Source organism: Haliscomenobacter sp. (assembly GCF_041740695.1).
Lineage (GTDB): Bacteria > Bacteroidota > Bacteroidia > Chitinophagales > Saprospiraceae > Haliscomenobacter.
This window is the reverse complement of the sequence record NZ_JBGSLK010000050.1, coordinates 22,416-47,382: the sequence shown is the minus strand read 5'-3', so window position 1 is coordinate 47,382 and position 24,967 is coordinate 22,416. Positions and strand designations below refer to the sequence as shown.

19 protein-coding genes and 2 tRNA genes are annotated in these 24,967 nt (G+C 46.6%); 8 read left to right on the top strand and 13 right to left on the bottom strand.

Going from position 1 to position 24,967, the window contains the following annotated elements; translation table 11 throughout:
- The first annotated feature begins 141 nt into the window (after positions 1 to 141).
- A complete protein-coding gene (locus tag ACEW9O_RS10890) occupies positions 142 to 1,473 on the top strand; it encodes a DEAD/DEAH box helicase (protein WP_373550190.1) in 1,332 nt (443 codons plus the stop codon).
- A gap of 13 nt (positions 1,474 to 1,486) precedes the next feature.
- Here ACEW9O_RS10890 and ACEW9O_RS10885 read toward each other — a convergent pair whose 3' ends face one another.
- Together ACEW9O_RS10885 and ACEW9O_RS10880 are read right to left on the bottom strand one after the other, a co-directional pair.
- Entirely contained in the window at positions 1,487 to 2,419 is a 933-nt protein-coding gene (locus ACEW9O_RS10885) for a sugar phosphate isomerase/epimerase family protein (RefSeq protein WP_373550189.1), read from the bottom strand.
- Positions 2,420 to 2,671: 252 nt separating this feature from the next.
- Positions 2,672 to 5,239 carry a hypothetical protein gene (locus ACEW9O_RS10880; protein WP_373550188.1) on the bottom strand — a complete coding sequence of 856 codons (2,568 nt, stop codon included), beginning with the start codon at positions 5,237 to 5,239 and terminating at the stop codon, positions 2,672 to 2,674.
- A 236-nt stretch (positions 5,240 to 5,475) separates the two neighbouring features.
- Between ACEW9O_RS10880 and ACEW9O_RS10875 the strand changes: the two genes are divergently transcribed.
- The gene (locus ACEW9O_RS10875) at positions 5,476 to 7,083 is read left to right on the top strand and encodes a nucleoside hydrolase-like domain-containing protein (protein ID WP_373550187.1); all 1,608 of its coding nucleotides are present in this window, start codon (positions 5,476 to 5,478) and stop codon (positions 7,081 to 7,083) included.
- 173 nt (positions 7,084 to 7,256) lie between these two features.
- On the opposite strand, the gene ACEW9O_RS10870 is transcribed toward ACEW9O_RS10875, so the two are convergent.
- The 3 genes from ACEW9O_RS10870 to ACEW9O_RS10860 all read right to left on the bottom strand — a co-directional run bounded on the left by ACEW9O_RS10870 (position 7,257) and on the right by ACEW9O_RS10860 (position 7,998).
- Positions 7,257 to 7,330 (bottom strand) — tRNA-Pro (locus ACEW9O_RS10870).
- 110 nt (positions 7,331 to 7,440) lie between these two features.
- A complete protein-coding gene (locus tag ACEW9O_RS10865) occupies positions 7,441 to 7,788 on the bottom strand; it encodes a four helix bundle protein (RefSeq protein WP_373550186.1) in 348 nt (115 codons plus the stop codon).
- Positions 7,789 to 7,923: 135 nt separating this feature from the next.
- Positions 7,924 to 7,998, bottom strand: a tRNA-Val gene (locus ACEW9O_RS10860).
- A 600-nt stretch (positions 7,999 to 8,598) separates the two neighbouring features.
- Here ACEW9O_RS10860 and ACEW9O_RS10855 point away from each other — a divergent pair.
- The 3 genes from ACEW9O_RS10855 (at position 8,599) to ACEW9O_RS10845 (ending at position 11,327) form a co-directional block, all read left to right on the top strand.
- The gene (locus tag ACEW9O_RS10855) at positions 8,599 to 9,228 is read left to right on the top strand and encodes a helix-turn-helix transcriptional regulator (protein ID WP_373550185.1); all 630 of its coding nucleotides are present in this window, start codon (positions 8,599 to 8,601) and stop codon (positions 9,226 to 9,228) included.
- 42 nt (positions 9,229 to 9,270) lie between these two features.
- Positions 9,271 to 10,191: a hypothetical protein gene (locus ACEW9O_RS10850; protein ID WP_373550184.1), complete on the top strand. Its 921-nt coding sequence runs from the start codon at positions 9,271 to 9,273 to the stop codon at positions 10,189 to 10,191.
- 233 nt (positions 10,192 to 10,424) lie between these two features.
- Entirely contained in the window at positions 10,425 to 11,327 is a 903-nt protein-coding gene (locus tag ACEW9O_RS10845; protein WP_373550183.1) for an SPFH domain-containing protein, read from the top strand.
- Positions 11,328 to 11,473: 146 nt separating this feature from the next.
- Here the strand turns inward: ACEW9O_RS10845 and ACEW9O_RS10840 are convergent, their stop codons facing one another.
- The 6 genes from ACEW9O_RS10840 to ACEW9O_RS10815 all read right to left on the bottom strand — a co-directional run bounded on the left by ACEW9O_RS10840 (position 11,474) and on the right by ACEW9O_RS10815 (position 19,451).
- Positions 11,474 to 12,088: a MarR family winged helix-turn-helix transcriptional regulator gene (locus ACEW9O_RS10840; RefSeq protein ID WP_373550182.1), complete on the bottom strand. Its 615-nt coding sequence runs from the start codon at positions 12,086 to 12,088 to the stop codon at positions 11,474 to 11,476.
- A 280-nt stretch (positions 12,089 to 12,368) separates the two neighbouring features.
- On the bottom strand, positions 12,369 to 13,469 hold the full coding sequence (locus ACEW9O_RS10835) for a tetratricopeptide repeat protein (protein WP_373550181.1): 1,101 nt from the start codon (positions 13,467 to 13,469) through the stop codon (positions 12,369 to 12,371).
- Positions 13,470 to 13,595: 126 nt separating this feature from the next.
- Entirely contained in the window at positions 13,596 to 14,246 is a 651-nt protein-coding gene (locus ACEW9O_RS10830; protein WP_373550180.1) for a class I SAM-dependent methyltransferase, read from the bottom strand.
- Between the two features lie 100 nt (positions 14,247 to 14,346).
- Positions 14,347 to 15,504 carry a DUF3419 family protein gene (locus ACEW9O_RS10825; protein WP_373550179.1) on the bottom strand — a complete coding sequence of 386 codons (1,158 nt, stop codon included), beginning with the start codon at positions 15,502 to 15,504 and terminating at the stop codon, positions 14,347 to 14,349.
- 134 nt (positions 15,505 to 15,638) lie between these two features.
- Entirely contained in the window at positions 15,639 to 17,660 is a 2,022-nt protein-coding gene (gene ppk1, locus ACEW9O_RS10820) for a polyphosphate kinase 1 (protein WP_373550178.1), read from the bottom strand.
- A gap of 948 nt (positions 17,661 to 18,608) precedes the next feature.
- Positions 18,609 to 19,451, bottom strand: a complete 843-nt coding sequence (locus tag ACEW9O_RS10815; protein ID WP_373550177.1) for a DUF6089 family protein — start codon at positions 19,449 to 19,451, stop codon at positions 18,609 to 18,611.
- A gap of 139 nt (positions 19,452 to 19,590) precedes the next feature.
- Here ACEW9O_RS10815 and ACEW9O_RS10810 point away from each other — a divergent pair, with 139 nt between their 5' ends.
- Together ACEW9O_RS10810 and ACEW9O_RS10805 are read left to right on the top strand one after the other, a co-directional pair.
- Entirely contained in the window at positions 19,591 to 21,399 is a 1,809-nt protein-coding gene (locus tag ACEW9O_RS10810) for an ABC transporter ATP-binding protein (protein WP_373550176.1), read from the top strand.
- Between the two features lie 12 nt (positions 21,400 to 21,411).
- Positions 21,412 to 22,710, top strand: a complete 1,299-nt coding sequence (locus ACEW9O_RS10805) for an NAD(P)/FAD-dependent oxidoreductase (protein ID WP_373550175.1) — start codon at positions 21,412 to 21,414, stop codon at positions 22,708 to 22,710.
- Between the two features lie 82 nt (positions 22,711 to 22,792).
- Here the strand turns inward: ACEW9O_RS10805 and ACEW9O_RS10800 are convergent, their stop codons facing one another.
- The gene (locus ACEW9O_RS10800; protein ID WP_373550174.1) at positions 22,793 to 23,386 is read right to left on the bottom strand and encodes a YceI family protein; all 594 of its coding nucleotides are present in this window, start codon (positions 23,384 to 23,386) and stop codon (positions 22,793 to 22,795) included.
- 49 nt (positions 23,387 to 23,435) lie between these two features.
- The gene (locus ACEW9O_RS10795; protein WP_373550173.1) at positions 23,436 to 23,891 is read right to left on the bottom strand and encodes a MarR family winged helix-turn-helix transcriptional regulator; all 456 of its coding nucleotides are present in this window, start codon (positions 23,889 to 23,891) and stop codon (positions 23,436 to 23,438) included.
- Positions 23,892 to 24,062: 171 nt separating this feature from the next.
- On the opposite strand from ACEW9O_RS10795, the gene proC reads away from it, so the two are divergent.
- Positions 24,063 to 24,866, top strand: coding sequence for a pyrroline-5-carboxylate reductase (gene proC, locus ACEW9O_RS10790; RefSeq protein WP_373550172.1), 804 nt, complete (start codon positions 24,063 to 24,065; stop codon positions 24,864 to 24,866).
- Positions 24,867 to 24,967 lie beyond the last annotated feature (101 nt).

The following is a 24,967-nucleotide window of genomic DNA, read 5'->3' as shown; positions in this document are numbered from 1 at the left end:
TTTGGTGATGCGATTGGATGGGAAAAATATAAAAGTACTGTGAAAATACAGTGCAGAAATTATACGCCCTCAACTTTCTCTATTTTTCCATAAAAGAATCCCCGTTTAAGCCTACCTTTGCGGCCAAATTATCGCAGGCTTATGACTTTTAATGATTTAAATCTTAATAAACCACTCCTGAATGCACTGGAAGACCTGGGTTTGAGCACACCCACTACCATTCAGGCCAAGGCTTTTGCAGTCATCATGGCGGGCAAAGATGTGTGCGGCCTGGCCCAAACGGGTACAGGTAAAACCTTTGCTTACCTGCTGCCCTGCCTGCGACAATACCAATTTGCCAAGAAAAAAACACCTCAGCTGCTGATCATTGTGCCGACCCGCGAACTCGTGGTGCAAGTGGTGGAACAAATCGAAAAGCTGAGCAAATACATGAGCCTCGTGGCTGTGGGTGTATACGGGGGCGTGAACCTCAAACCCCAGGCTGCTCAGGTGATGGAAGGTGCGGATGTGTTGGTGGGTACACCCGGTCGATTGAACGACTTGCTGCTGCTCGGTGCTTTTAAAGGCCAGAGTATCAAAAAACTGGTCATTGACGAATTTGACGAGATGTTGAATCTGGGCTTCCGCGCCCAACTCAAAAACATCTTCGACGCCCTGCCTGATCGACGCCAGAACCTGCTGTTTTCGGCCACCCTCACCGAAGAGGTCAGCGATTTGATCGATAATTATTTTCCGGAGCTGGTGCGCATTGAAGCTGCCCCCATGGGCACTCCCCTAAGCAACATCGACCAAAGCCGCTACTCCGTGCCCAACTTTTACAGCAAGATGAACCTGCTCCGCTTGTTGCTGCTCAACAACCCTGAGATGAACAAGGTGTTGGTGTTTACCTCCACCAAGAGCCTGGCCGACCGCATTTTTGAATCCCTGGACGAGGAATGGAGCCTCAAGGTGAAAGTCATCCACTCCAACAAATCGCAACCTGCACGTTTTGCCGCCGTCAATGCCTTCCAAGCGGGTGAATGCCGGGTACTGATTGCTACCGACGTGATTGCCCGCGGCCTCGATGTGTCTGAAGTGAGCCACGTGTTCAATTTTGACATGCCCGATACCGCCGAAAACTACATCCACCGCATTGGCCGTACCGGCCGGGTGGATAAAAAAGGTATCTCCATCTCCTTCGTTACCCCTAAAGAAATGGAACTGCTGGCTGCCACGGAGGAATTGATGAGTTTCGCCATTCCTGAGTTGCCCTTGCCGGAAGATTTGGTGCTATCCGAACAGCTGCTGCCCGAAGAGCAACCACAAATCAACATGAAAACGATTATGGTGAAAACCACCCAGAAGAAAAATGTTGGGGCTGCTTTTCATGAAAAATCGGACAAGAATAAAAAGGTGAATGTGAAACGGGATTACGTGGCGGAGAAGAAGAAGAAGTACGGAAAACAGTGGGAGAACCGGAAGAAGAAAAATTAGGAATTTTATCAACTTATGCTTCCTGCCACAATTGTTGCAACCGCTCCAAATCCCGACGCATAGCGGCGTATACTTTCCGTCTGGTGGCCTCATCCAGGTCTTTGTTGCCGTGTTCAGCGCCGCCCAGGTCGTATTCAAAATGCAGTGAAACGGGTACCTGGATGTTGTACTTTTTGAGCAAACCGAAATAGGTTTTAAAGTCCACCATCCCGGTTCCAATGGGCACATTGGTGACTTGCCAGCCTTTGGCCGTTTTTTCCCACACAAAATCTTTAATGGCTAACGTATTGATGCGGGAATGGATGAGCCGTAGTCCGGTTGGCCAGGATTGCCCACCTTCCACCCAGGCGTGGCGGATGTCGTATTGGCAACCCATGATGCCCGGTGCGGTGTGCTCCAACAACTCCCAAACCTCCCAGATGGATGCCCCGACATACAGGCCGGAGTGATTCTGGTAAGACCCTTTTAAACCTAGTTTTTTGTTCAATTTGGCCAGGGCTTGCATGTCCTTCTGCATTTTTTCCAAAGCTTCAGGAAGAGGCAATTGATCTGGGTATTGGTACCAGCCCAGTCGATAATGTTTGATGCCTTGCTGGGCAGCAGTTTCCAATACGGTTTGATGGAGGGGATCGCGCAAATGGTTGATTGCCGTCACCATCAGTGTAGACAATAGCCCTTTTTGGCGAATGGCTTCAATGGCCCGGGGCAATTGTTGGGCGACGGCTGCTGGTTCTACATGCCCACCGGGGCGCACGGTGAGGTCGATGCCGCTGAAACCAAGGTCTGCAGCCGCGGTGGCCATTTCGGCGTAATTCAAAAATTGGAGGTGCTTGGAAAAGACGTGGACTTCCAGGGGGGCAGCGGGTGCAATGGTCATTTTGGATAAAAAGGGTGCAGCCATGCTGAGCAGGGCGGATTGCTGGAGGAAGGTGCGGCGATTGATCATAGGTGGTGCTAATGTGTAGGTTGAAGATGGGAAAAAATTGGGGGATATGCAAGGGATTCGTCGGCAAAATCTTATCCCTTAACTAAACTTTTTCTCCATAGATACGAAGCTCCTGACAACTGGACATTTTGCTCGGAGGACATGAATTGCCACGTGCTTTAGCGCGTGGATTGGGATTGCCCCTCTTGGTCGGGTAAAGCCAAGGGCTATTCATTTTCTTCGAGCAAAAGTAGTAGTACGGCCCGAACTCCATCAATAACCCAGCGACCCCCCATACCACTCCTGAAACCCTTTCAACTCCCGAACCCTGATGCTATCCATCGTCCGCATGTTTTTTTTCGTCAATACCCTTGTCAGCGGTAAGTTGGAACGATTCAAAATCATTTCATGGTAAGCATGGTTGGGCAAAACGGACTTGATTTCTTCCCTGGTGCTGAAGGGGTTATTGCTCAATACCACATTGCCGATGGCGATCAAAGGGGCCAGGGTTTCACTTGGAATGCTTTTTTCCATGGGCAAATTGGGCGAGTTGGCGGAAAAAGTTGGGTGCGTATTCATCAATGCGACCACGTAAAAATTGCATTTGGCGGCCAGGGGATCCTGTGCTTTGCTGTTTTTCCAATCCTGGCAAGCCTGGTAAATTTCGAAAGCGGATTTGAGGCCATAATTTTCGCAATAACTCGCGTCGGCGTAGTTGCCCAGTTTGGGGATGTGTGCGCTGGCAGACATAAAAGGGAACAGCTCCGACAGATTAGCGGCATGCACCAGGGCCAATTCCTGCTTGGTACTGTCTTCCATCCTTTTGCACAAATCAATGACATTGATGAAGCGTTGCTCGGCAGAAAGGTTGATCACCGGATTGATCAGCACCCTGCGCCCGGTTTGTACGTGGGTAGAATTGGAGAAAAACAAAGGCAGGTCGGTTCGCCAGCGTTGATTCTGGCCTTGATACAACCCGCTGAAAGAACTCCAAGCGAATTGATCTTTAGCGTATAGCGAAGAAAGAACGGATTCGCCAGGTGTTTTGCCCCCGTTCAGGGCCCGTTCAATGGCGGCACCTTCTTCTTCGCACAAACGGATGTTGCGGTTTTTAAAATAAAAAAAGCGCAAAAATTTGCGCAGGGTAGCGCCAAACACATTGCCGGCAAGGCCCGAACTGATGAAATTGTGCTTGTAAATCTCCATGCAGTACGCTTGATAGTCAAGCCTGCTTCCACGCTCCCACCAGGCCAGAGCGGCTACGGTGCCCGGCGAACTGCCCGATACTGCACTGATGGCTAAGGTGTGCTGCTTGAGGTCAAGTTCGAGTAAGCTATCCAGCCCTAGCAAACAACTCGAAGACCAATACCCGGCCCTTGAGCCGCCGCCCTCACCGGAAAAAATGAATATGGAATAACTTTTTGTGGCCGGATTTTCCAGGGAATCCCGCCTGGCTTCGGTCCATTGATCCAGGTATTGGTGGAAACTCAGGCGTTCTGGCCGGGGCTTTTTTTCCAATAAATTGTACTGGGCATTGTATGCGTTGGACGCAAAGAAGAGTACAAACACGGCAACGACCCAAAAAACATAAGCAATCAGGTTTAGTCTGAAGCTGCAGAACAGCTTGGCCGAGTTTGGCCAATTGATTTTCAAGAAAAATTTTTGGAGAAAATTGGGATTCAGCTCTGCCGTATTGGGGGGATTGGTGGCAAAAGCGACCACCCGCCTACCCGTGTAGTACATGTAATCGACCAGGATCAACAAAAAGCCCATGCCGGTGTACACAAAAACAATGGGCGAAATGGGCTCCAGATTGGGCAAATAAATCCCCAACAATGCTAGTGCCAGAGTTGTGATAAACAAAACCCGGTAAGAAAAACGGTTGCCGTAAAATCGGTAGGCGTTCAGCCGTTCCTTTGGATTTTTTGCCAAGTCTTTCGCTTCATCCTTGATGTTGCTTTTGGGGTTGAATTTGGTATCCATTCCCACCGCAATTTTGCCAATGCGTAGCCCTAACCAGGTTTGTATGGATTGAAATTGTTTGATCCACTGCAAAAAGAATCCGACTACTGTCCCTCTCTTTTTATGGAGGACTACATCGAGCGAAGCTTCTTCGTTTTCCTTCTTTTTGTGAAATCCAGGAGCCGGGCCGGTGATGGTCCAAAAAAACAAGGCCCAAAAAATAGTCACCCATTTGAACCACCCGTAGTGCAGGCTGGGATCTGAAATTTCAACATACAATACAGCAGCAAGGAACAAAAACCAATACAAGGTCTGAGCGATGTAACATTCGTCGATGGCTATCTCCAAGACCCAATAACCCACAAAAGCCAGCCCCAAACAGGCCCAGAACAAACCACCGGGAAAATTCTCCCAACCCTGGTCGAGCGCATAAATACTCAGTAGGAAGACCACAAAGGTGAAAAAACCTAAAAAACGCAAAACCACCAGGTAAGCCCGATTGCGCCGCAAGTCCCGATACGTCCCTACATCCAGCAGGTGCCAGGGAATCAGCCAGATGGTCAAGGCGAAAATGAGCAACATCACGCCACTCAGCCAGGCAACGTACCACGCCGGGTTGTTGAGCAGAAGGGCCATGATGTCATGGCCTAAGCTGGTAAAAATCAACAGATAAGCGATGAGCATTTGAATCAGAATCAGGTACCAGGCCTGTAAGAGGGCGAAAAAAACCGCTATGACCAAAGGCAGTCCAGCGATGACCTGATTGACCCGTATCTCGGGTTTGGTCGCCTTGGATCCATGCCGAAGATTGACAAAAATGAAGTAGATCAGGAGGGCCGTGGCGGAAAGGCCGAATGGGGATATGATGGATTCTGGCATGGAGATGAGCGTGTTGAATGAGTGCTAAAGTGGGTAAGGGTGTGGTGAAGTTACGATAAAAAATTAAAATTTGGAGAGATAGGAGCTGTAAGCTCGAGCTACATTTTTTTGGTTCCACAAAAAAAATATCAAACGAAAATAAAAAAAATAAATGCATCAAAAGTTTTCATTTATTTTCGAAATTAGTGAATGGTAAAATGAAATCTTTGTTTCTTCAATACAGATAAAAAACTAGTATGACAACAGTACCACCAGGAATTGGCAAAGCTTTTCTAATTTCTATCCTGATGCTTGTGCTGACGCTGCCCTTGCCGAAAAACCTTACAGCACAGTCAACAAACAAAGAAACCAAACCTCGAATCATTGTCACTGCTGATCCCGAACTGGACGACAACAATTCTCTCATCAGGTTTATGATGTACAGTTCAGAGCTGGACATTGAGGGCTTAATTTGTGCGAGCAGCCAGTTCCACTGGAAAGGAGATGGAAAAGGAACCCGTTGGTTTGTGCCGGGCAGGGAATACGACCGCTTCAAAATGAACGAGTGCCCCTGCACTTCCTGGCGCTGGGCAGAAGGTGAACGCTTTATTCACGATATTGTCGAAGCTTATGAAAAAAGCTACCTCAACCTTAAAATCCACAACCCCGGATACCCTAGCCCGGATTATTTGAAATCAAAAATCAGGTATGGAAATATCGAATTTGATGGCGATTATGCTAAAGATACCCCGGGTTCAGAATTGATAAAATCGGCTATCCTCGACAATGAACCCGGCAAATTATTCATTACCGCCTGGGGCGGAGCCAGCACGATTGCCCGGGCTTTGAAATCCATTCAGGACAAATATGAAATGACTACCGAGTGGGAAGCCATCAAAAACAAGATCAATCGAAAAGTAGTCTTGTTGCCTTCCGGCGACCAGGACAATACGATCGCAACTTACATTATCCCAAACTGGCCTGGAATAGAACAACGCTCCTTTCGCGAGAGCCCGCATTACGGATACGGTGCCCAGATCAGAGCCAGCGAAGTAAACGCTCCTTTATTAACGACATCCTGGATGAAAGCCAACATTTTGGACCGAGGAGCCATGGGCAAACTATACCGGGTTTGGGGTGATGGCAAGCAGATGGTAAAAGGGGACAAAGTGGATTACTTCGGGCTTTCGGGTTACAGCACGGATGAGTTGAAAAAAATGGGCTATTTTGTCTGGATGCCTCCGCAAGAGAAGGGTTCCTGGCTGGGAGAAGGCGACAATGCCACCTTTATGAACATGCTGGGCAATGGCCTGAGAGCCTGGGAAAGCGGCGAATACGGCGGCTGGGGTGGCCGCGCAAGCAGCGACGCGCAACGTGCTGCTCTGGCAATGTTCTCTGCTGATGGTACAGCCGATGACATGGCCAATGCATTGAGTACCAGAAATTCAAGCGGAGCGAATGCGGATGTTCCCTTCCCTGATTTATTCCCACAGGCTCAAAATAGTTTTGCGGCTCGTTTGAAGTGGTCGGTAACGCCGATTTTCAAGGATGCTAACCACGAACCGAAAGTGAACATCATAAGCCCACAAAAAATCATCGCGTCTGCCAAGCAAAAAGTAAAGTTGCACGGATTGGCCTCCGATCCTGATGGCAATGAGGTCTCGGTAAAGTGGTGGCAAATGCCTGCTGGAACTTATACAGGAAAAGTGACCATCAACAATTTCAATGCTTTGCAGGCGGAACTTGAAATACCTGAAGATGTAAAGGGAGGACAGACGATACATTTGATATTGGAGGTGACGGATAATGGGGTTCCAGCGTTGACGAGTTATCAAAGGGTGGTGGTGGAAATTGGGAAGAGGTGAGGGCTTTTATTGTTTACTTCCTAAAAGCGTAGTGTCTTTTGGTTTTGAAGGTTGTTGGTTTTGAATAGAGGTTATACTTTGTTTTTGGTGGGGTAAATGGAACAAATAAAAGCTAGACTAAATAAAAAAAAGGCATAAAAATCTGAAAATCAGATAATTACGCCTTTGTGTTGTCGGGATGACAGGATTTGAACCTGCGGCCCCACGCCCCCCAGGCGTGTGCGCTACCGGGCTGCGCCACATCCCGAAAATAGTGTGTGAGTGTGAGTGTGTTCATCAAACTTCGTTTGATGAGTGTGGGTGTGTTGGGGCAACCCTCGGTGGTTGCCCGTTCTCTAGATTTGAAAAGCCACCAGTTTACTCCAGGGAACGAATCATTCCCAGCAGCATTCTGGACACCTTTTCAAAGCCAGCGTATAAATCATCGTAGAAGCTTTTTTCCACGAGGTCGGTATCAAGCATGATCTGTAGGATCGCGACACATTCAAAAACCGATGAACGCGCCGTGATGTAAAATTTTTTCTTGTCGGGGCTCGTCATGCGGCCGGTTCCTTCGGCCAGGTTGAGCAGGGCACTAAGGCTGGCGCGTTTGAATTGGTCCTGGATATATGGATCAAGCGACTTATGCGTAAACAGGTGTTTCAAAACTTTCAAGTTCACCCCCCGCATTTCCTGATACACCTCCAATTTTTCAAAATCAAACACGTCCTGTCGTTTTAGTCCTTTAAATCTGGAAACCCAAATCTGAGTTCCCTTCCAATCTCAGGCGCGGTGCACCAATCACACCCACACTTCTCAAACGAAGTTTGAGAATCACACTCACACCCACACCCTATCTCGTGGGTAATACAGGACTCGAACCTGTGACCTCTGCTCTGTCAAAGCAGCGCTCTAAACCAACTGAGCTAATTACCCGGATTGATAAAAACGCTACGTCTTTTTTTAGCGCACGCAAAGATACAACAGTGTGGGGGAAAAAGCCAAGTGCTGGCCCGCTTTTTCTCTAAAAAAATAAGGCCGGATACAAATGGAACTGAAAACCAGCGGTTTTAGAGCTTGGTTAAATATTTTTGTTTTAGGCGAAAATGAGGCCGATTCGGGGTGAATGAGGCACGAAAAGCGGAGTGTAGCAGCGCTACATGAGCATTTTCGGAACGAAATTCACCCTAAATCGGGCCATTTGCAGCAAAACAAAAAATTTTAAACAAGCTCTTAGTTCCATTTGTGTCCGACCTATTGAAATGCTACCGGTTAACCGGATGAGAGTTGCTTTACTTAGGGACGGGTTTTCTTTAATGACGCTGCAAAGATAATGCACTATTTTAAGTGCGCAAATTTTTTGTCATTAAAAATGGCAATTTTTAAGATTTGTGATTATAAATGACAAATTCATTAACAAATGTTGCTTTTTATGTCAGATACCTGTAACTTTGTAAAGCTTAGGCTTGTCAGAATTCTTTGAACGGTTGAACATCGGTTAAACGCAACATTCCGGCAAGCTGTCAATACTGTACCATGTTGGAGGAGAAACTAAAGAAGAATCTAGCGGAAAACCTGATCCGTTTGCGGGTAGCCAAAGGGTATACGCAGGAGGAGCTGGTGATGGCTTTGAAAGAAGAGGATGTCGACATTTCCCGCACGGCCCTGGCCTCGTACGAAAATCAACGTTCTTTCCCAAAGCTGGACGTACTATATACCTTGTCGCGCTTTTTTGATACAGACATCGAAAATCTTTTGCAAGAAAAAGAGCAATTCGGGAATGTTTTGGGCAAAAATCAGGTTAACTGTCTTGACTTGGATGCATTGTTGAAAGATTTCTCAGAGGTACTGCTCTATTTTAAGATGTACCGAGGAATGTATTTCAATTTAGCCGAAAAAGTCATGAGCACTTTTGGAACCCCCGAGCGACACGATGAAGTGATGAAAATGATCACCGGGGTGTACGCCAACGAGCAGCTCAAAATGCCCAAATTGAAAGACTTGTTCTCCGAAAATTTGGACAATCGGGAAGTCTTGGTTTTTCAGGGGATCAACAATGGAATGTCCATTCACGAATTGGCCGAACAGCTCAACACCAGCTCGGAGGCCATCACCGAAATTTTTATTTGCGCCAAAGACAAAGTTTTTGACTTGCTCTTGGACTGAAAACCCAAACAAGCTTATAAGCCGAAAAACACTAACAACCATATGCAAAAAATTTACCCTCATCTAAACAACAGTGCCGATAAGGACAAAGACAAGGGGATTAAAACGCCCCCTGTACCCGTTAATGACCCAAAAAGAGCTGATAAAATTCGCGAAGCGGATAAAAAGCGTTTTGAAAAACTGAATAAAATTGGTACGGCTATGCTGATCGGCTTCTTGCTGCTCACGGGTTTGTACTATCATGATATGCCAGTGATTGGTGCGGTCGGCGTCAAAGCCGATCCCGCCAATACTCCACCACTGCACCAGGATCAGGGACTGGGGGGCTCGTTCCTCCCAGTACACGATCACGATCGACCTACCACGCAACAACCAACTGAACCCAAACCAGGAACAGACCATACAAGTACCAGGCGAGTCGATTTCCCCGTTGCGGATGACAATCAATCAAACGTCCGACGAGGTTTTATCCTGAGCAATAATTTGGCGTTAAACAATGCCAAATCCCCACTTTCCGGGGTGCTCGAACGCGTCATTCACAATTGGGCAATGCCTATAAATACTGAACTGTTAGATGTAAATAAATTAAATGTAGAGTGGAAAAATGAGCAGGATTTTATTGAAAAAATAAAACAAAAAAGCCTAAACCGTCCCCTTACTTTGGTTACTATACATTTACAGGAATTTATGGAATCTTCGGGGAAAGATTTATACAACCTTGTACCTCAAAATAAAGCGCGTATAAAACTGACCATGAGGGGCGTTGACCCCCAATCCAATCGATTGATCTTTGAAGAAACCATTGTAAAAGAAGTAACTCAAGACAGTTGGGCGCATTATGAACCTGTACATTCACCAGAAATTGAATCGACAGCAGTATATGACTATTCTTTAGCAATGAAACAAGCTCTGGTGGAAACTTCAAATGAAATAATTACTTTACTCCATAAGTATTTTCCTTAGCGTTTATTAAAACTCTAAATTAATTACATCGACCAACTACAACCCCTCCGCCGCCAAAAAGTATCACTTACTTTTTGGCGGTTTTTTATTGCAGCAAATTGGATTCAAACGATCATTATTAGGATTTCATCGCATTTGTTCCTACCTTCCTCCAACATCCTTGGCAAGTCAGGTCTGTACACCTAACTTAGAGCACTTAAACAAGCTCTTGACCTACAAAAAAACAGCAACTTATGGTACTCATTACTTTTGGTATTATCGCCATCATTGTGCTCAACGTCATTTCCAATACCAGCCCCAATTTCAAAAAACTGGGCCGTATTGGTTATTTGATTGGTTTTGCATTGATTGTATTGGGTTTTATTTCCTCTTGTTTTGTACAAATCCCGGCAGGTACGGTAGGCGTACAAACCTTATTCGGAAAAATACAAACACGAGTACTGACGGAAGGGTTAAGCATAGTTAATCCCATCATGGATGTGGTTAAATTTGATGTAAAAACCCTGAACTACACCATGTCTGCCGTGCACGACGAAGGAGATCAAAATGGCGATGACGCCATCCGCGTATTGTCTGCAGATGGGTTGGAAGTCATCATCGACCTGACAATTTTGTATCGGGTCATGTCCACCAAAGCACCAACCATTCTGCGGACCATTGGTGAAGACTTTAGCAATGTGGTAGTGCGCCCCATTACGCGTACCAAAATCCGCGATTTAGCCGCCAACTACGATGCCGTGGCACTCTACTCCAATAAGCGGGAAGAGTTCCAGCAGCGTTTGTTTACGGCCATTGAAAAGGAATTTACCAAGCGTGGGTTTGTAGTCGAACAAGTGCTCATCCGGAACCTCAACCTGCCCCAATCGGTCAAATTGGCGATTGAATCTAAAATCAATGCGGAGCAGGAATCCCAAAAAATGCGCTTTGTACTGGACAAAGAACGCCAGGAAGCGGATCGCAAACGGGTAGAAGCCCAGGGTATTTCCGATTACCAGCGGATTTTGACTTCAACGATAAGTGACAAATTACTGCAATACGAAAAGATCAAAGCCCAAAAAGAATTAGCTGCTTCTCCCAATGCGAAGATCATCATCATGGATGGCAAAAATTCGCCGCTGATTATGACGGGGAATTGAGGTAGTCGCTTCTTGCTCCTCATTGCTTAGGTGGTTCCTTTAGTGTCTTAGGTTTCTTAGGTGGTGAAAGAATACCCTGCTTCGCAGGTACCACCTAAGAAACTTTAGAAACCATAGACTCACCTCAGATTATGCATCTACTACCCCTACGAAGGCACCGCCTGAAAATCCGCACAATTCAACCTGATCTCCGCCCGTCCCATTTTAGTTTGATACAGCGTACAATAGTAGTTCTTTTTGTTGCGCGGCTTGATGCTGTGTTGGCAGGATACACATGACCTTTGCCCACTCAAAATGCCCAGTTCTTTTAATTGTACCGTCAGTAGGATCAACAACTGTTCCAACTGAGCCTTGCGTGTTTCGGGAACACCTTCCAACAATTGCTGTAGCGTATCGGGGAATCTGGCCACCTGATTGGCAATTTCTACGCCCTGCACAGTTAGAATCAAATCAAAACTCCGCAGGTCTTCCGGGTCATTGTGTTTGGTCAATAATCCTTTTCGCTCCAATGTTTTGACGGCATCGCTGATAGTGGGCTTGGTCAGGCAGAATTCTCTAGCTAAAGAACCAATGCGACAAAGTTGTGGTGGGTGATTGAGACAAAAAATAAGAATCTGGCCCTGAATGGGACTAATATTGGCTGCTAAACATTCTTGCCATAACATGGCGCGTAAAGCAACAGCAATATTCACAAAACCCGTCGTTAGTTTGGCCTCCGAAGTGTGTTTTTGATCATCCAGATCAATAGCTGAATGGTTCATAAGGTTCCGTTTCTGAAGAGAGGAGTCAATAGAAATTTAGTCTTTTCTCCCTCCAAATGAGTAAAAAAGTGTTGTAGAAATCTCAGTACAAGTATAACAGCGTAAAAAAAGGGAGTTTACCAAAAGGGATGTGAATACCAGATAACAAGCTTAAATGTAGTAAATTTTTTGCTAGATAATATTTTTTGCAAAAAAAAAACTGTTTTGCCTTCTGCTTCCAACAAGGAAAAGGCAAAACAGTTGATGTTTAATAAAAAAATACCGATTTTTAATAAAAAAATCAAAGATCTATTACTCCACTCAGATCTGGATTCAGTGCAAGCGCTTGGGCATAATCCTCACGCGCTTCACCAATTCGCCCCATTGCTTTTAATACAATGGCCCGGTTGATATAACCTTCGGCGTAATCAGGCTGATTTTGAATGGCCATACCGTAATCGAATAGTGCTTCTTCTTCCCGGCCCAGATCACTCAATAAATTGCCCCGATTGTTGTACGCTTCAGCATCCAGTGGATGCAACTCAATGATGGTAGAATAATCGGCGAGGGCCTCTTCGTATTGTTCCAGTTTTTTGTATACAATGGCGCGGTTGAAACGGGCATCACTGCCTTCAGGTTGCAGGCTGATGGCCTCGCTATAATCGGCTAGCGCTTCTTCGTAACGCTCCAGATCATCCAATACATTCCCGCGTGAAATCAAGGCGTTGACTTCTTTGGGATTGATTTCCAACACCTGATTGTAATCCTGCAAAGCCGCTGCGGCATAACGCGGCCCCAACATGTTCAAAAGATTGGCACGATTGAAATGGGCGATCAAAAATTGGGGCCGAATTCGGATGGCTAAACTGTAGTCGTCCAGCGCTTCCTGATACTGCCGCAAATCCATGTAGACGTTGGCACGCGCCACGTAGGAATCGGCATGATCCGGGCGCAATTGGATGGTTTGGCCCAAATCTTTCAAGGCGGTTTCCCAATCCCCTTGCCGCAAGAGGACCATTGCTCGATTGAAATAGATGGCGGGATCCTGAAAATTCTTTTCTACCGCTGCATTGTAATCCTCCAACGCCTCGTCCAATCGGCCCATTTCTGTAAACAGTATGGCGCGATTGTAGTAGGCATCCGGGTCGTGTGGATTGAGGGCAATCGCCTGATCAAAATCCTGGATGGCCTGCTCTGCTTGGTTGAAAAAAATATAAAGATTGCCCCGGTTGTTGTAGGCACCAAGGTCAGTGGGATTCAGCTCAATGACCTTGGCATAGTCGGCCAGCGCCTCTTCGTAGCGGCGCTCCGAGGTGTGGATAATGGCCCGATTGAAATACGCGTCGGCATAATCCGGGCGCTGCTCAATGACCTCGTTGAGTTCTTCTATTGTTGCTGCCATGGCTTAGGGCGATAAAAAATAAGTGTTTCATTTTGCCAAAGGATTAGATAAGTAAACGGTTCATTTTAAGTGTTTTATCTAATCCTTTGGCTCAGGAAAAATGAACACTTATTTTTGCCCGACTACTTAGGCTTTCTTTCCCACAAACAACATATAATGCCACACCCCTAAATACGCCGATTTCACCTGATTGACTACGGGTGTAAATTCTTGGCTGAGCAGGGGGGTAAGGTGGCTGTCCATGCGCACGTGGTTGTTGGCCATGTGTTTTTTGAACCATAGATTGCGGGAATCGTGAAAATCGGTTACAGCAATGAAACCACCAGGTTTGAGGTCTGCCTTTGCTTGCATGATCAGGTCTTTCCAGTGAGGGTTGATCATGGTCAAGGAGTAGGAAAAAAGTACCAAATCCAGTTTTTCGTTCCAGGCGGTGTCGCCCAGCATATAAGGTTGGGCCAATACCGTAACCCGATCGGCATAACCCTGGGTGTTTTTGATGGAAAGGTCTACCATGTCGGTAGATACATCCAAGCCGGTTAATTTGGCTTTGGGAAAACGTTTGGCCAGGTTGTTCAGGTTGTAACCGGTTCCACAACCCACTTCCAAAATATTCCATTGGCCATTGTCGTCCATGGGAATTTCCCGGATGATTTGGTTGCGGCCAAAAAGAAAACTCCAGCGGGTCGCGTCGTAAATTTTGGATTGCAGCTTGTAATAACGCTGCATGGTACTGTTCTGCTCTGCTTCGGAGAGCGAATCGAATTTTTCGAAAGCCATTTTATGTTATTAGGCGTTGAGGAGTGAAAAGTGAAAAGTGAAAAGCTACACCATTTGGATTCCACCGTTTGGTCTGTTTTTTCACTTTTCACTCCTCAACTTATTTCACTATTGCCAAATACACACTCGCATAAGTCCCCACGCGGTCTTCGCCATGGGTCTTAGTAGTCAGTTCCTGCTCAAAATCAACCGCATCCAGCACAAACTTTGGGAAGAAGTCGACCTGGTGCGCCGCCGAACGCAACAAAATGCGGGTGCCTGGGCGGCTATTGGCCAAAATCAACTGCCACTCTTCCTCCAACACGGGAATGTTGTTGGCAGCGAGCCAGTCCTGGTGGTCGAGCAAAATAAAGTGCGAGTATTTACCCGGATTGTTTTTCAAAAAGGCGCTGATGGTACAGGTATGGGTTTGGATTTGATCAATCCGATCTTTCAATACCTCAAAATTTTGCGCTTCCAGGTAGGAAGGACAACAGGTTTTGGTGTATTTGCCATCCAGATACAAGCGGTAGAAATAGTTGTCGTGGGTAGGAATTTGGGTAAACACCTTGCGCAAGCATTCCTGAATGAAACCCATGGCGCCACGTTCGTATTTTTTGGCAAACAACAATTGTTGGCTGCGGGGAACCCCTACCATCGACATGGTCAAGTGGCGATTCACCACAAACTCAACCAGTTTATTGGCAATCTTTGATTCAATCCGGTTGTAGATTTTGGTCTGCTCTTCCAGGCTGCCTACTTCAAAAATGTGCTTGATTTGGCGGTAGAGTTTCTTGCGGGTTTTCAGGTATTTGTTGAAAATCCAGGCCAAGGTACCCGAAGTACTGAAGTGGTAAAAACTTTTCCGAATACCTTTACCATTAAAGTATTTCCAGTTGTCGTCCCAATATTCTTGTGCAAAATCGGGTAGGGCGCCGCGCAGTTTTTCCTGGTAAAAAGTGTCAAATTCCGGCATCACCCCGTCGCCAAACATGGCCCAATGCTCAGCATAGCTAGCGTGTTGGAAGCTTGATTTTTTGAGTTCAAGCAAAGCATTTTGCCGGGGGTTCATGTCAATGCAATTGATTATTTGGGGATCGTCTAGCAAATAATCCAATGCATTGCATCCAGCACTGGTGATCATGACCACTTCACTGTCTTGATTCAACTGAAGCAACTGACGGTCGCAACGAGGGTCCTCCCAGCAGGTGTTGTACACCAGGTTTTTAGTGTGTACCTGGCGGAAAACCCAATCTCTCAAATCATTAATTCCTTTCACTGTTACTAAGATTGGTTAGTTAATGGCACTTGGGAAAAATTTGTCAAAATTACATAATCCTTGAAATTATCACAGATTTGTAGTGCAGTGGATTGGAATGTGTGAAGAAAAAAATGCAATGAATTGACTAATAGTTAAGTATGCAGGGTTAAATAAATCTCTTTTTGGGCTTGCAGGGCGGCTTCTCCGGCTGCAACTACCTTGCGCGGGTTGTCCAGGCTGGAATTGAGCACTCGGGCTTTGACGTTATCTGCCCACTGGGCGTGCAGCATTTTGACCAGTTCTTGTTTGTGCAAAGGGTCATAAATGGGAAAAACGACCTCTACCCGGCGATCGAGATTGCGGGTCATCCAATCCGCTGAAGCCAGGTACAACTCCTCCTGACCCCCATTGGCGAAGTAATACACTCGGGCGTGCTCCAAAAACCGATCGATGATGCTGATGGCTTCAATGTTGTCGCTGAGCCCGGGCACTCCGGGCACCAAGCAACAAATACCCCGAATGATGAGTTGAATCTGCACCCCAGCCTGGCTGGCTTCGTACAACTTGTCAATCATAGCCTGATCCTCCAGACTGTTCATCTTGATCATCATCCAGGCCATCTGGCCAGCTTTGGCATTGGCAATTTCCCGTTCAATGCAAGCCATAAATTTGCGGCGACTGTTCACAGGCGAAACCATCAGGTGTTGGAAACTGCGCTGCAAGGGTTTTTCTTCTAAAAAATGAAATACTTCAGCTACTTCCAGGCTCAGGCGTTCATCAGCAGTGAGCAGGGCATGGTCGGTGTATAAAGTAGCCGTTTTTTCATTAAAATTACCCGTGCCCAGGTAGGCGTAATGCCGAAGACCAGCGGCTTCTTGGCGGATGATCAACAGAATTTTGGAATGCACCTTGATGCCCGGACGAGAATAGATGACCTGCGCACCTGCTGCTTGTAGGGTTTCGCCCCAGTGCAGATTGGATGCTTCATCAAAACGCGCTTTGACCTCTACAAACGCAGTTACTTTTTTGCCATTTTCCTGAGCCCGCACCAAAGCCTGGGCAATGGATGAGTTTTTGGCCACCCGGTACAAAGTGATTTTGATCTCCTCCACGGCAGGGTCAGCGGCGGCTTCTTCGATCCAGTGGGGGATGTAATCGTATTTTTGATAAGGAAAATGCAACAAAACATCCTGTTTGCCAATGACCTGAAAAATGGATTGAGCTTGTTCCAGAATTGGATGGGGTAGGGGAGGCCTGGGAACGTCGAACAAGTCTTCCGATCCGGAGGGTGCCGGAAACGCAAAAAAGTCGCTGAAGTTGTGGTACCGCGCTCCGGGGAAAAGGTCATTTTTTTTCAGCTGAAAAATGTCTTTTAATCGTTTGGTCAGCTCGATGCTCATGGCGCTATCGTACAAAAGGCGGGTCGGTGCGCCGATGGATCGTTCCGCCAGACTGGCCTTGATTTTTTCCCGTAAATCTCCGGTGTATTCGTCGTCGATGTACAGCTCGGCATCGCGGGAAATTTTGATAGAATAAGCAGACTGGACACCTTCCGGGAACAATTGCTCCAGATTGGCCCGCATGATTTCATCCAAAAAGGTAACCTGAAATTGGCCTTCTGATCCCGGTAGGGTTACAAAACGCGGCAAAACATCGGAAGGAATATTGACCAAACCCAGTTCATCCGATTGGGCTAAAACCGCTACAAAATACAAATTGCGGTTTTGTAAAAAAGGCACGTCAAAAGTGTCCTCAATGCGCTGGTATTGCAGGTGAGGAAGTATCTTTTCCTGAAAATACTCCCGGGCAAATTGTTTTTGTTCGCTGTTAAAAAGGTGGTGCTCATTGATCAAAGATATGCCCTTTTCACGCAGTGCTGGGATGATCTGGCTGCGAAAAATGATCCCGAATTCAACTTGTTGTTGGTGTACGATTTTTTTGATTTCCCGGAGTTCTTTTTTTGGCTTCACCTCCAGAATAGACTTGCGTTCTTTTTTATCAATCTTTTGAAACTGCCGCAGGGCCGACACGCGTACCCGGAAAAACTCATCCAGATTGGAACTGTATATGGCCAAAAACTTGATACGTTCGTAGAGCGGAACCGCAGGATCTTTGGCTTCTTGAAGTACTCGATGGTTGAAGGACAACCAGGAGATGTCGCGTTTGTGATACATACCTACAGGCTAAGATTAAAAACGCGATAAGAAAAGCATTTTTAGGCGAAGCTAAGGTAAGAATGGGGTTAAATTAGTGTGAAATCAATATTCTGATTCACCGCGTCCCAAGAAAACACCCCAGCCCTACCAAAATAACCCATTCCAGCATACACTACTGGACATTTTTATTTTTTTGCCACAAAGACTCAAAGGCACTAAGTAAAAACTTGCTGATTAATAGCGCTTTATGTCTTCGCGGCTCAAAAAATGTCCAGTAGTATGATTCCAGCATCTATCATCTTGTAACCCGCCGCTTTATCGGCGGGACTCAAGCCCACGCACCCCTCACATCTATCATCTTTTCCAGAGCGCGCATCATATCAACTTTTAGCCCAGCATCCGTATGAATCCATACTTTTCCATAAAAAGCTGGCATTCTTCCTCAAAAGTCTTTTTTCGATGGTGTTCTTCCTGCTTTTGGTTCCCCATACGCCGTGAATCCAGATTCGTATTTGAGCCATTTCGAGTAGGTTGAAGTAATACCGTCCAGGGACAGGTAGTACTGTACTGGGAAAAATAATGCCTATCGAAAGGTGGTGAAAACAGTGATAGCCAAATGTGATTTGGCAAGTTTAGCACTGAATAGTGTTGTAAGGCAGGTAATGAATTTGATCAAAAATAGGGTTTTTTCTTGAATGATCAAATAGGAGCGGAAGTTTTTTTGATGTGGCCTCTGGAAAAGATGATAGATGTGAGGGGTGGGGTGCGTCTGAGCCCGCCGATAAAGCGGCGGGTTACAAGATGATAGATGTAGTTGAGGTATAAATCTCTAAACACACGTTTGTCAGCAATGCAATTGTTATGCATGCAGCAATTGCTTATTTTGCTAGCAAGAAGAATTTCATTGTTTCCATGTTTTAATTTTGACAACAATTTGGTAATTGACTTTTGATATGGAAGGCATTATTAAAACCTCGGACACTCCATAAACTTCGAATACTTACTCTTCGACTTCCCCGAACTTTTTATCCGCCAGGAAAGGGTCAAAGCTGGAATGCTATACCAATCGTTGTGTTTGCCACCGCGTGAATACGTCACTTCCAGGTTTTCGGCACTCGCCGGATCCAGAAGTGGGTTACTAATGCGTGCAGAAAGTTCGCTCCGGTTGGTTAATATGTCGCCATATTTGACCCGTGCATCGCTGACATCGTCGAGATGGTCCGTAAGAGTAGAGCGGAAAATGAGTTCAGCCCCAATCGTCAAACGGTCATTGATCAAAATATTCACTCCGGCACCAAAAGGGATGTTGAACTGGGTGAGGTTGTAGCGATTTGGATACCCATCCAAGCCCTGTCCTTCGGTAGTCAGGGCACGCAACTCCAGGATTTGGCCATTAAAATCAATTTTGGGATTAAAGGCAAAAAGCCCTAATCCAAAGGCCACGTAAGGTGAAATCACCGTTTTGTTGCGGGCGTAACCAATATGGAAAAGGTGAATCTCTCCAATTAGGGAGAATTCGGTAATGTTACTCTGGAAATTAAGCCCACGCTCCACATTCACCCCGTTGTTGCGCTCATCACCCATAATTTTTGTAAGGGTTAAACCGGCACGGACGCCTATAAAGCGCGAGTAGCGCTGGCGCAAAAAGATTCCCCCCGCTAAGCCGTAATCATTCGGATAAATGGCAAATTCTTTGGGTGAAAGATCACCCGAGTACAGGCCAATGCCCCCCGTAATGCCGAAGTCTAAATCCTGGCTAATGCCATAAAAAGGTAAAATCATGGCAAGGGCCAGCAACAATTTCTTCATTGGACTCATTTTTCAATTGGACGAGTGTCTGTATAAGCTTTTCCGGGTAACGCTAGTCTAACGTCGAACAAAGGCCCTAAAGTATACCCTGCACGAGCTTAAATAGTTTACTTTTGCGCACACAAATTAATCCATCACTATGTCAATGGCTAGAAATCGCGCCGATCGTGCCGAAGGAGAACAACGAAAACTGAGTGGAGAACGATTGCGGCGGTCTTTAAAGGTATTCCAATACATTCTACCCTACAAATGGCCATTTATTTGGGGTATGTTTTTTTTGATTGTTGGTAGTGGACTCTTTTTGGTGATCATGAAATTGCCGGGGGAAATCCTCAACATCATCTCCGGAGAGTCCAAATATGGCCTCAGTACCAATATGGCTTTTTTCGTGGTCATCGCCTTGTTGGCAGTTCAAAGTGTATTCTCTTACCTGCGCGTGCAATTGTTTGCCGTGGTGAGTGAAAAAAGTATGGCTGCCTTGCGCCGGGACTTGTACCAAAAGCTCGTCACCCTGGGTATTCCTTTTCTGGAAGAGCGAAGGGTAGGGGAGTTGACCAGCCGCATCACCAGCGATGTCACCCAGGTACAAGGGGTTGTTTCGTTGACCATCGCCGAATTCATCCGCCAAATCATCGTGTTTTTGGGTGGGGTGTTCATCATCGTTTTTACCATGCCAAAACTGGCTTTGATCATGTTGGCCACCGTGCCAATTGTGGTCATTTCGGCCATGTTTTTTGGGCGCTACATCCGCAAACTCATGCGTGCCCGCCAGGATCAATTGGCCGAAACCAACGTGGTTGTAGAAGAAACCATGCAGAGCATTCAAACGGTCAAAGCCTATACCAATGAGGATTTCGAGGTCAAACGTTATAGTTCCAGCCTCACCGAGATGGTGAGCATTTCCCTCAAAGCTGCCCGGATGCGGGGACTTTTTGCCGCCTTCATCATTTTTGTGATGTTTGGCGCCTTGTTTTTCATCATTTGGCAGGCGGCAATAATGGTAGAAAAAGGAGAAATGCTGAAAGGTGACCTGCTAGACTTTGCAGTATTTACGGGCATCATTGGCACGGCCATTGCAAGTTTGGGCAATTTTTACACCGAAATCGTTTCCGCCATCGGAGCTACCGAACGCATCCTGGACATCATGGATCAACCTTCTGAAGTGACGGTTCAAACCCTCACAGCCCCTGAAGGCAAACAACGCTTCAGTGGCGAAATCAGCTACCGCGACGTACATTTTTCTTACCCAAGTCGCCCGGATATGCCCGTGCTCAAAGGGGTGAGCTTTGACATTGCAGCAGGTAGCAAAATTGCACTGGTGGGTGCCAGTGGCGGCGGCAAGTCAACCATTATGCAGTTGCTCTTGCAGTTTTATGGACTCGGGACTGGCGAAATTTTGGTGGATGGCCAGTCTATTTATGACTACGAATTGAGCTTATACCGGCAAAATATTGGCATTGTGCCCCAAGAAGTGCTGCTTTTTGGTGGATCCATCCGTGAAAACATCGCTTACGGCAGGCCCGGCTCCAGCGATGAGGAAATCATCGAGGCAGCGCGGCAGGCTAATGCCTGGAATTTTATCAACTCCTTTCCAGAGGGATTGGATACCCTGGTGGGGGAAAGAGGGGTGAAACTCTCCGGTGGCCAACGTCAAAGGGTTGCCATTGCCCGCGCCATCCTGAAAGATCCAGCCATTCTGCTGTTGGATGAAGCGACTTCTTCCTTGGATGCCGAATCCGAAAAACTGGTACAGGAAGCCTTGAACAGACTGATGGTTGGGCGTACTTCGGTCATCATTGCTCACCGCCTTGCTACCGTTCGTGATGTTGATTGCATCTATGTTCTGGATGGCGGGACCATCATTGAAAAAGGTACCCACGATGAACTATCGTCCATCCCCGATGGGGCGTACAATGCGTTGGCAAAATTGCAGTTTGAATTGGCGTAAAGTTGAATAAACATGAAAATCAATATCCCTGAAAGCACCTTGGAACGCATCGTCATCGTTGGTGGTGGTTTTGCGGGCCTGCTGCTAGCCAAAAAACTACTCAAAGCCAATTATCAAGTGGTTTTGATTGATAAAAACAATTACCACCAGTTTCAACCGCTGTTTTACCAAGTGGCGATGGCGGGTCTGGAACCCAGTTCGATTGCTTTCCCCCTGCGCAAGTTTTTTCAAGGTAGTTCAAATGTGTTCATTCGGGTCACTGAAGTAACGGCCATTGAGTACGATAAAAAGCGCTTGCAAACACCCCTGGGCATTGTCAACTACAATCATCTGGTGATTGCAACTGGAGCTGACACCAATTTTTTTGGCAATGCTTCCCTCGCCGCCAAAGCCTTGCCGATGAAATCGGTCTCCGAGGCGCTGTACCTGCGCAACCGCATTTTGGATGATTATGAAAAAACCTTGTCGATCACCGACGAAGCAGAACGGCAAGGCTACATCGATATCGTGATTGTAGGGGGTGGCCCAACCGGGGTCGAAGTGGCTGGCTCCCTGGCCGAAATGCGCAAGTACATTCTGCCCAAGGATTATCCTGAAATGGATTGCTCCGAAATTGAAATCATTCTCATCCAAAGTGGGGACCAATTGCTCAAAGGCATGTCCGATGAGGCCGCTAAAAAAGCCCTGCAGTTTTTGCGAAAAATGGGCGTCAAGGTGATCCTCAACAACCGGGTAACCGCCTACGACGGCGAAATAGTGACGATGAAAGACGGGACTCAGATTCGCTCGCGCAAGGTGATTTGGGCCGCAGGAATTGTAGGTGCCATTTTTGAAGGATTCCCCGCAGAAGCCATTGGCCCCGGCAATCGCCTCAAAGTGGACAATCATTGCCAGGTGATTGGGATGGAAAACGTATACGCCCTGGGTGATGTGGCCTTGGTGACTGGAGATGAAAAATTTCCGGAAGGACACCCGCAAGTGGCTCAGGTAGCCATGCAGATGGGGGCTTATCTAGCCGATGCATTCACAAGAAAACAAAAAGGAAAAGCAGCGGTCGCGTTCAAATACCGCGATTTGGGTTCAATGGCCACAGTCGGGCGCAATAAGGCAGTGGTGGATTTGCCTGGCTTCAAATTTCAGGGCTTTTTTGCCTGGTTGGTCTGGCTTTTTGTACACCTCTTTCAACTACTCGGCGTACGCAACAAAGTGATGGTTTTTATCAACTGGGTTTGGAATTACGTGACCTATGATCAGTCCTTGAGGTTGATGATTCGGCCATTTGTTCCGAAGGAAATGAAAAATGAAGAGTGAAAAATGAAGAGTGAAAAGTTGTATACCATTTGGATTCCACCGTTTAGTATATTCTCTTCACTCTTCACTCTTCACTCTTCACTTACTTGCTCGCTACCAAGCTCACTTCCAGATCAAACTCATCATAAATCGCCTTGTCGCCTAGGCCCTGGAAGAATTTGCCGGAACCGTACTTGATGTCGTAGTTGGTGCGGTCAACTTTGATGGCAGAAGTACCTACAATTTTGCCACCTTCGTTTTTCACCGCAGCATCAAAAGTGATTGGCTTGGTGATGCCTTTGATGGTCAAATCGCCCGTTACGCTGAAACCACCTTTGCCGTTGGGAACGATTTTGGTAGAGACAAACTTCGCAGTTTTGTGCTTTTCTACGCTGAAGAAGTCGTCGCTTACCAAGTGGCCTTTCAGTTTGTCAGCATATTCGCCAGTGATGTCTTCCACTGTCAAGGTAGTCATGTCTACTTCAAAGCTGGCTTTGCTCAGTTTGGTTTTGCTCATTTCAATAGAGCCAGTTTTTAAGCTGATTTTGCCAAAGTGTTTGCCCGTAACTTTATAAGCAGTCCACTTCACAGTACTGCCCTTTACGTCTACTTTGTAAGCAGCGGCTTTTTCTACTGGATTCGTGAACGCCAGGCTCAACACCGCAGCGAAGGCCATAACAAAAGTCAGATGTTTCATTTTTCTGTTTTAATGGTGATTTGTACAAAAAATATAAAGGACAGGGCATTTATCCCCGCATTTTATCCAACAATTCATTGAGCTGTTGCGCTTCTGCTTCAGTCAAATGTTTAAAGTTCTTGTGCATGTCGCTCTCCATGATTTTTGAAGTTTCGTCCAGCAATTGCAAACCTTTTGCCGTGATGGTAATGTCTACCCGGCGGCGATCCATCGGGCATTCCAAACGTTCCACCAAAGCCTTTTTCTTGAGCTTTTCAACCAAACGGGAGGCATTGGAGTTATTGTCCAACATCCGTTCCGTAAGCGTTTTGATGGTCGCTGGTTGATCACCCATCCCCCGCAAGATGCGCAGGATGTTGTACTGCTCCTGCGAAATGCCGAAAGGCCTCAGCAAGCGAGTAGCCACCTGGTTCCACCATGAAGCTGTGTAGACCAGATTCACAATGGACTTCTGGAACTCCGAGCTAAATGGTTTGTTCTGTTTGATTGCTTCTTCAATTCTCATAACGCTGCAAATATATGTCTATACATTGAATGTTGCAACATTGTTTGCTGGAAAAGTAATTTTTTTTGAAAATTTGTCTGCACCACGAGGATTTGTACCTTTACAACCTTTTCCAGCATGCCCTGCCAAATCCACGACCAGTTTTGTTAATCATTTGAACCTGAACAAGAAATGAAAATTTTAATCATTGGGGGCGGCAATATGGGGCTTACCTACGCCCAAAGTTTCCTGCGTTCGCACATCGCCACTAAAGAAGACATGATGATTCTGGAAAAGTCACCTGAACGGGCGGCGATTCTGGCTCAAAAAGACATCGGCACGGTGTATGGTGCAGCGGAAGACTGCATTCAACGGGCCGATTTGATCATCCTGGCCGTCAAACCCCAGGATACCAACCTCCTTTTTGATGGCTTACGCCCCCATGTACACCCCCAACAGGTGTTTTTGTCGATTATGGCTGGGGTGAAAATTGCCACCATCGCGGAATCGCTGCAAGTGAGCAAGGTGATTCGGGCCATGCCCAACCTGCCAGCGCAAATTGGTCGGGGTATGACGGCTTTCACATCTTCGGACGCAGTGACGCGCATCGAACTGGTAATGGTGCAAAATCTGCTCAACACGACGGGCAAAACGGTTTATGTAGAAGATGAATCCTTCATCGATGCGACAACCGCCATTTCTGGTAGCGGCCCAGCTTACGTCTGGTATTTTATGGACGCGATGATGGACGGGGCCAAGCAGATGGGTTTTTCGCACTCCGAAGCGGAATTGCTGGTGAGTCAGACTTTTTTGGGCGCAGTGGAATTGTACCTGGCGACTAACCTATCTTGTGAAGAATGGATCCAACGGGTAGCTTCCCGTGGCGGCACCACTGAAGCGGCATTAAAGTCTTTTGGCGAAAATGCGCTGAAAGCAGACATCGTCAGTGGGGCTTTTGCGGCTTTACATCGGGCAGAGGAATTGGGGAAAAACTAAATGGGAGTCATCTCGAATTTTTTAGAAAATTGCTAAAGCAGCATATTGTCACAAAGGACACAAAGGCAGCACAAAGATCACAAAGGCGAGACTTTGACAAA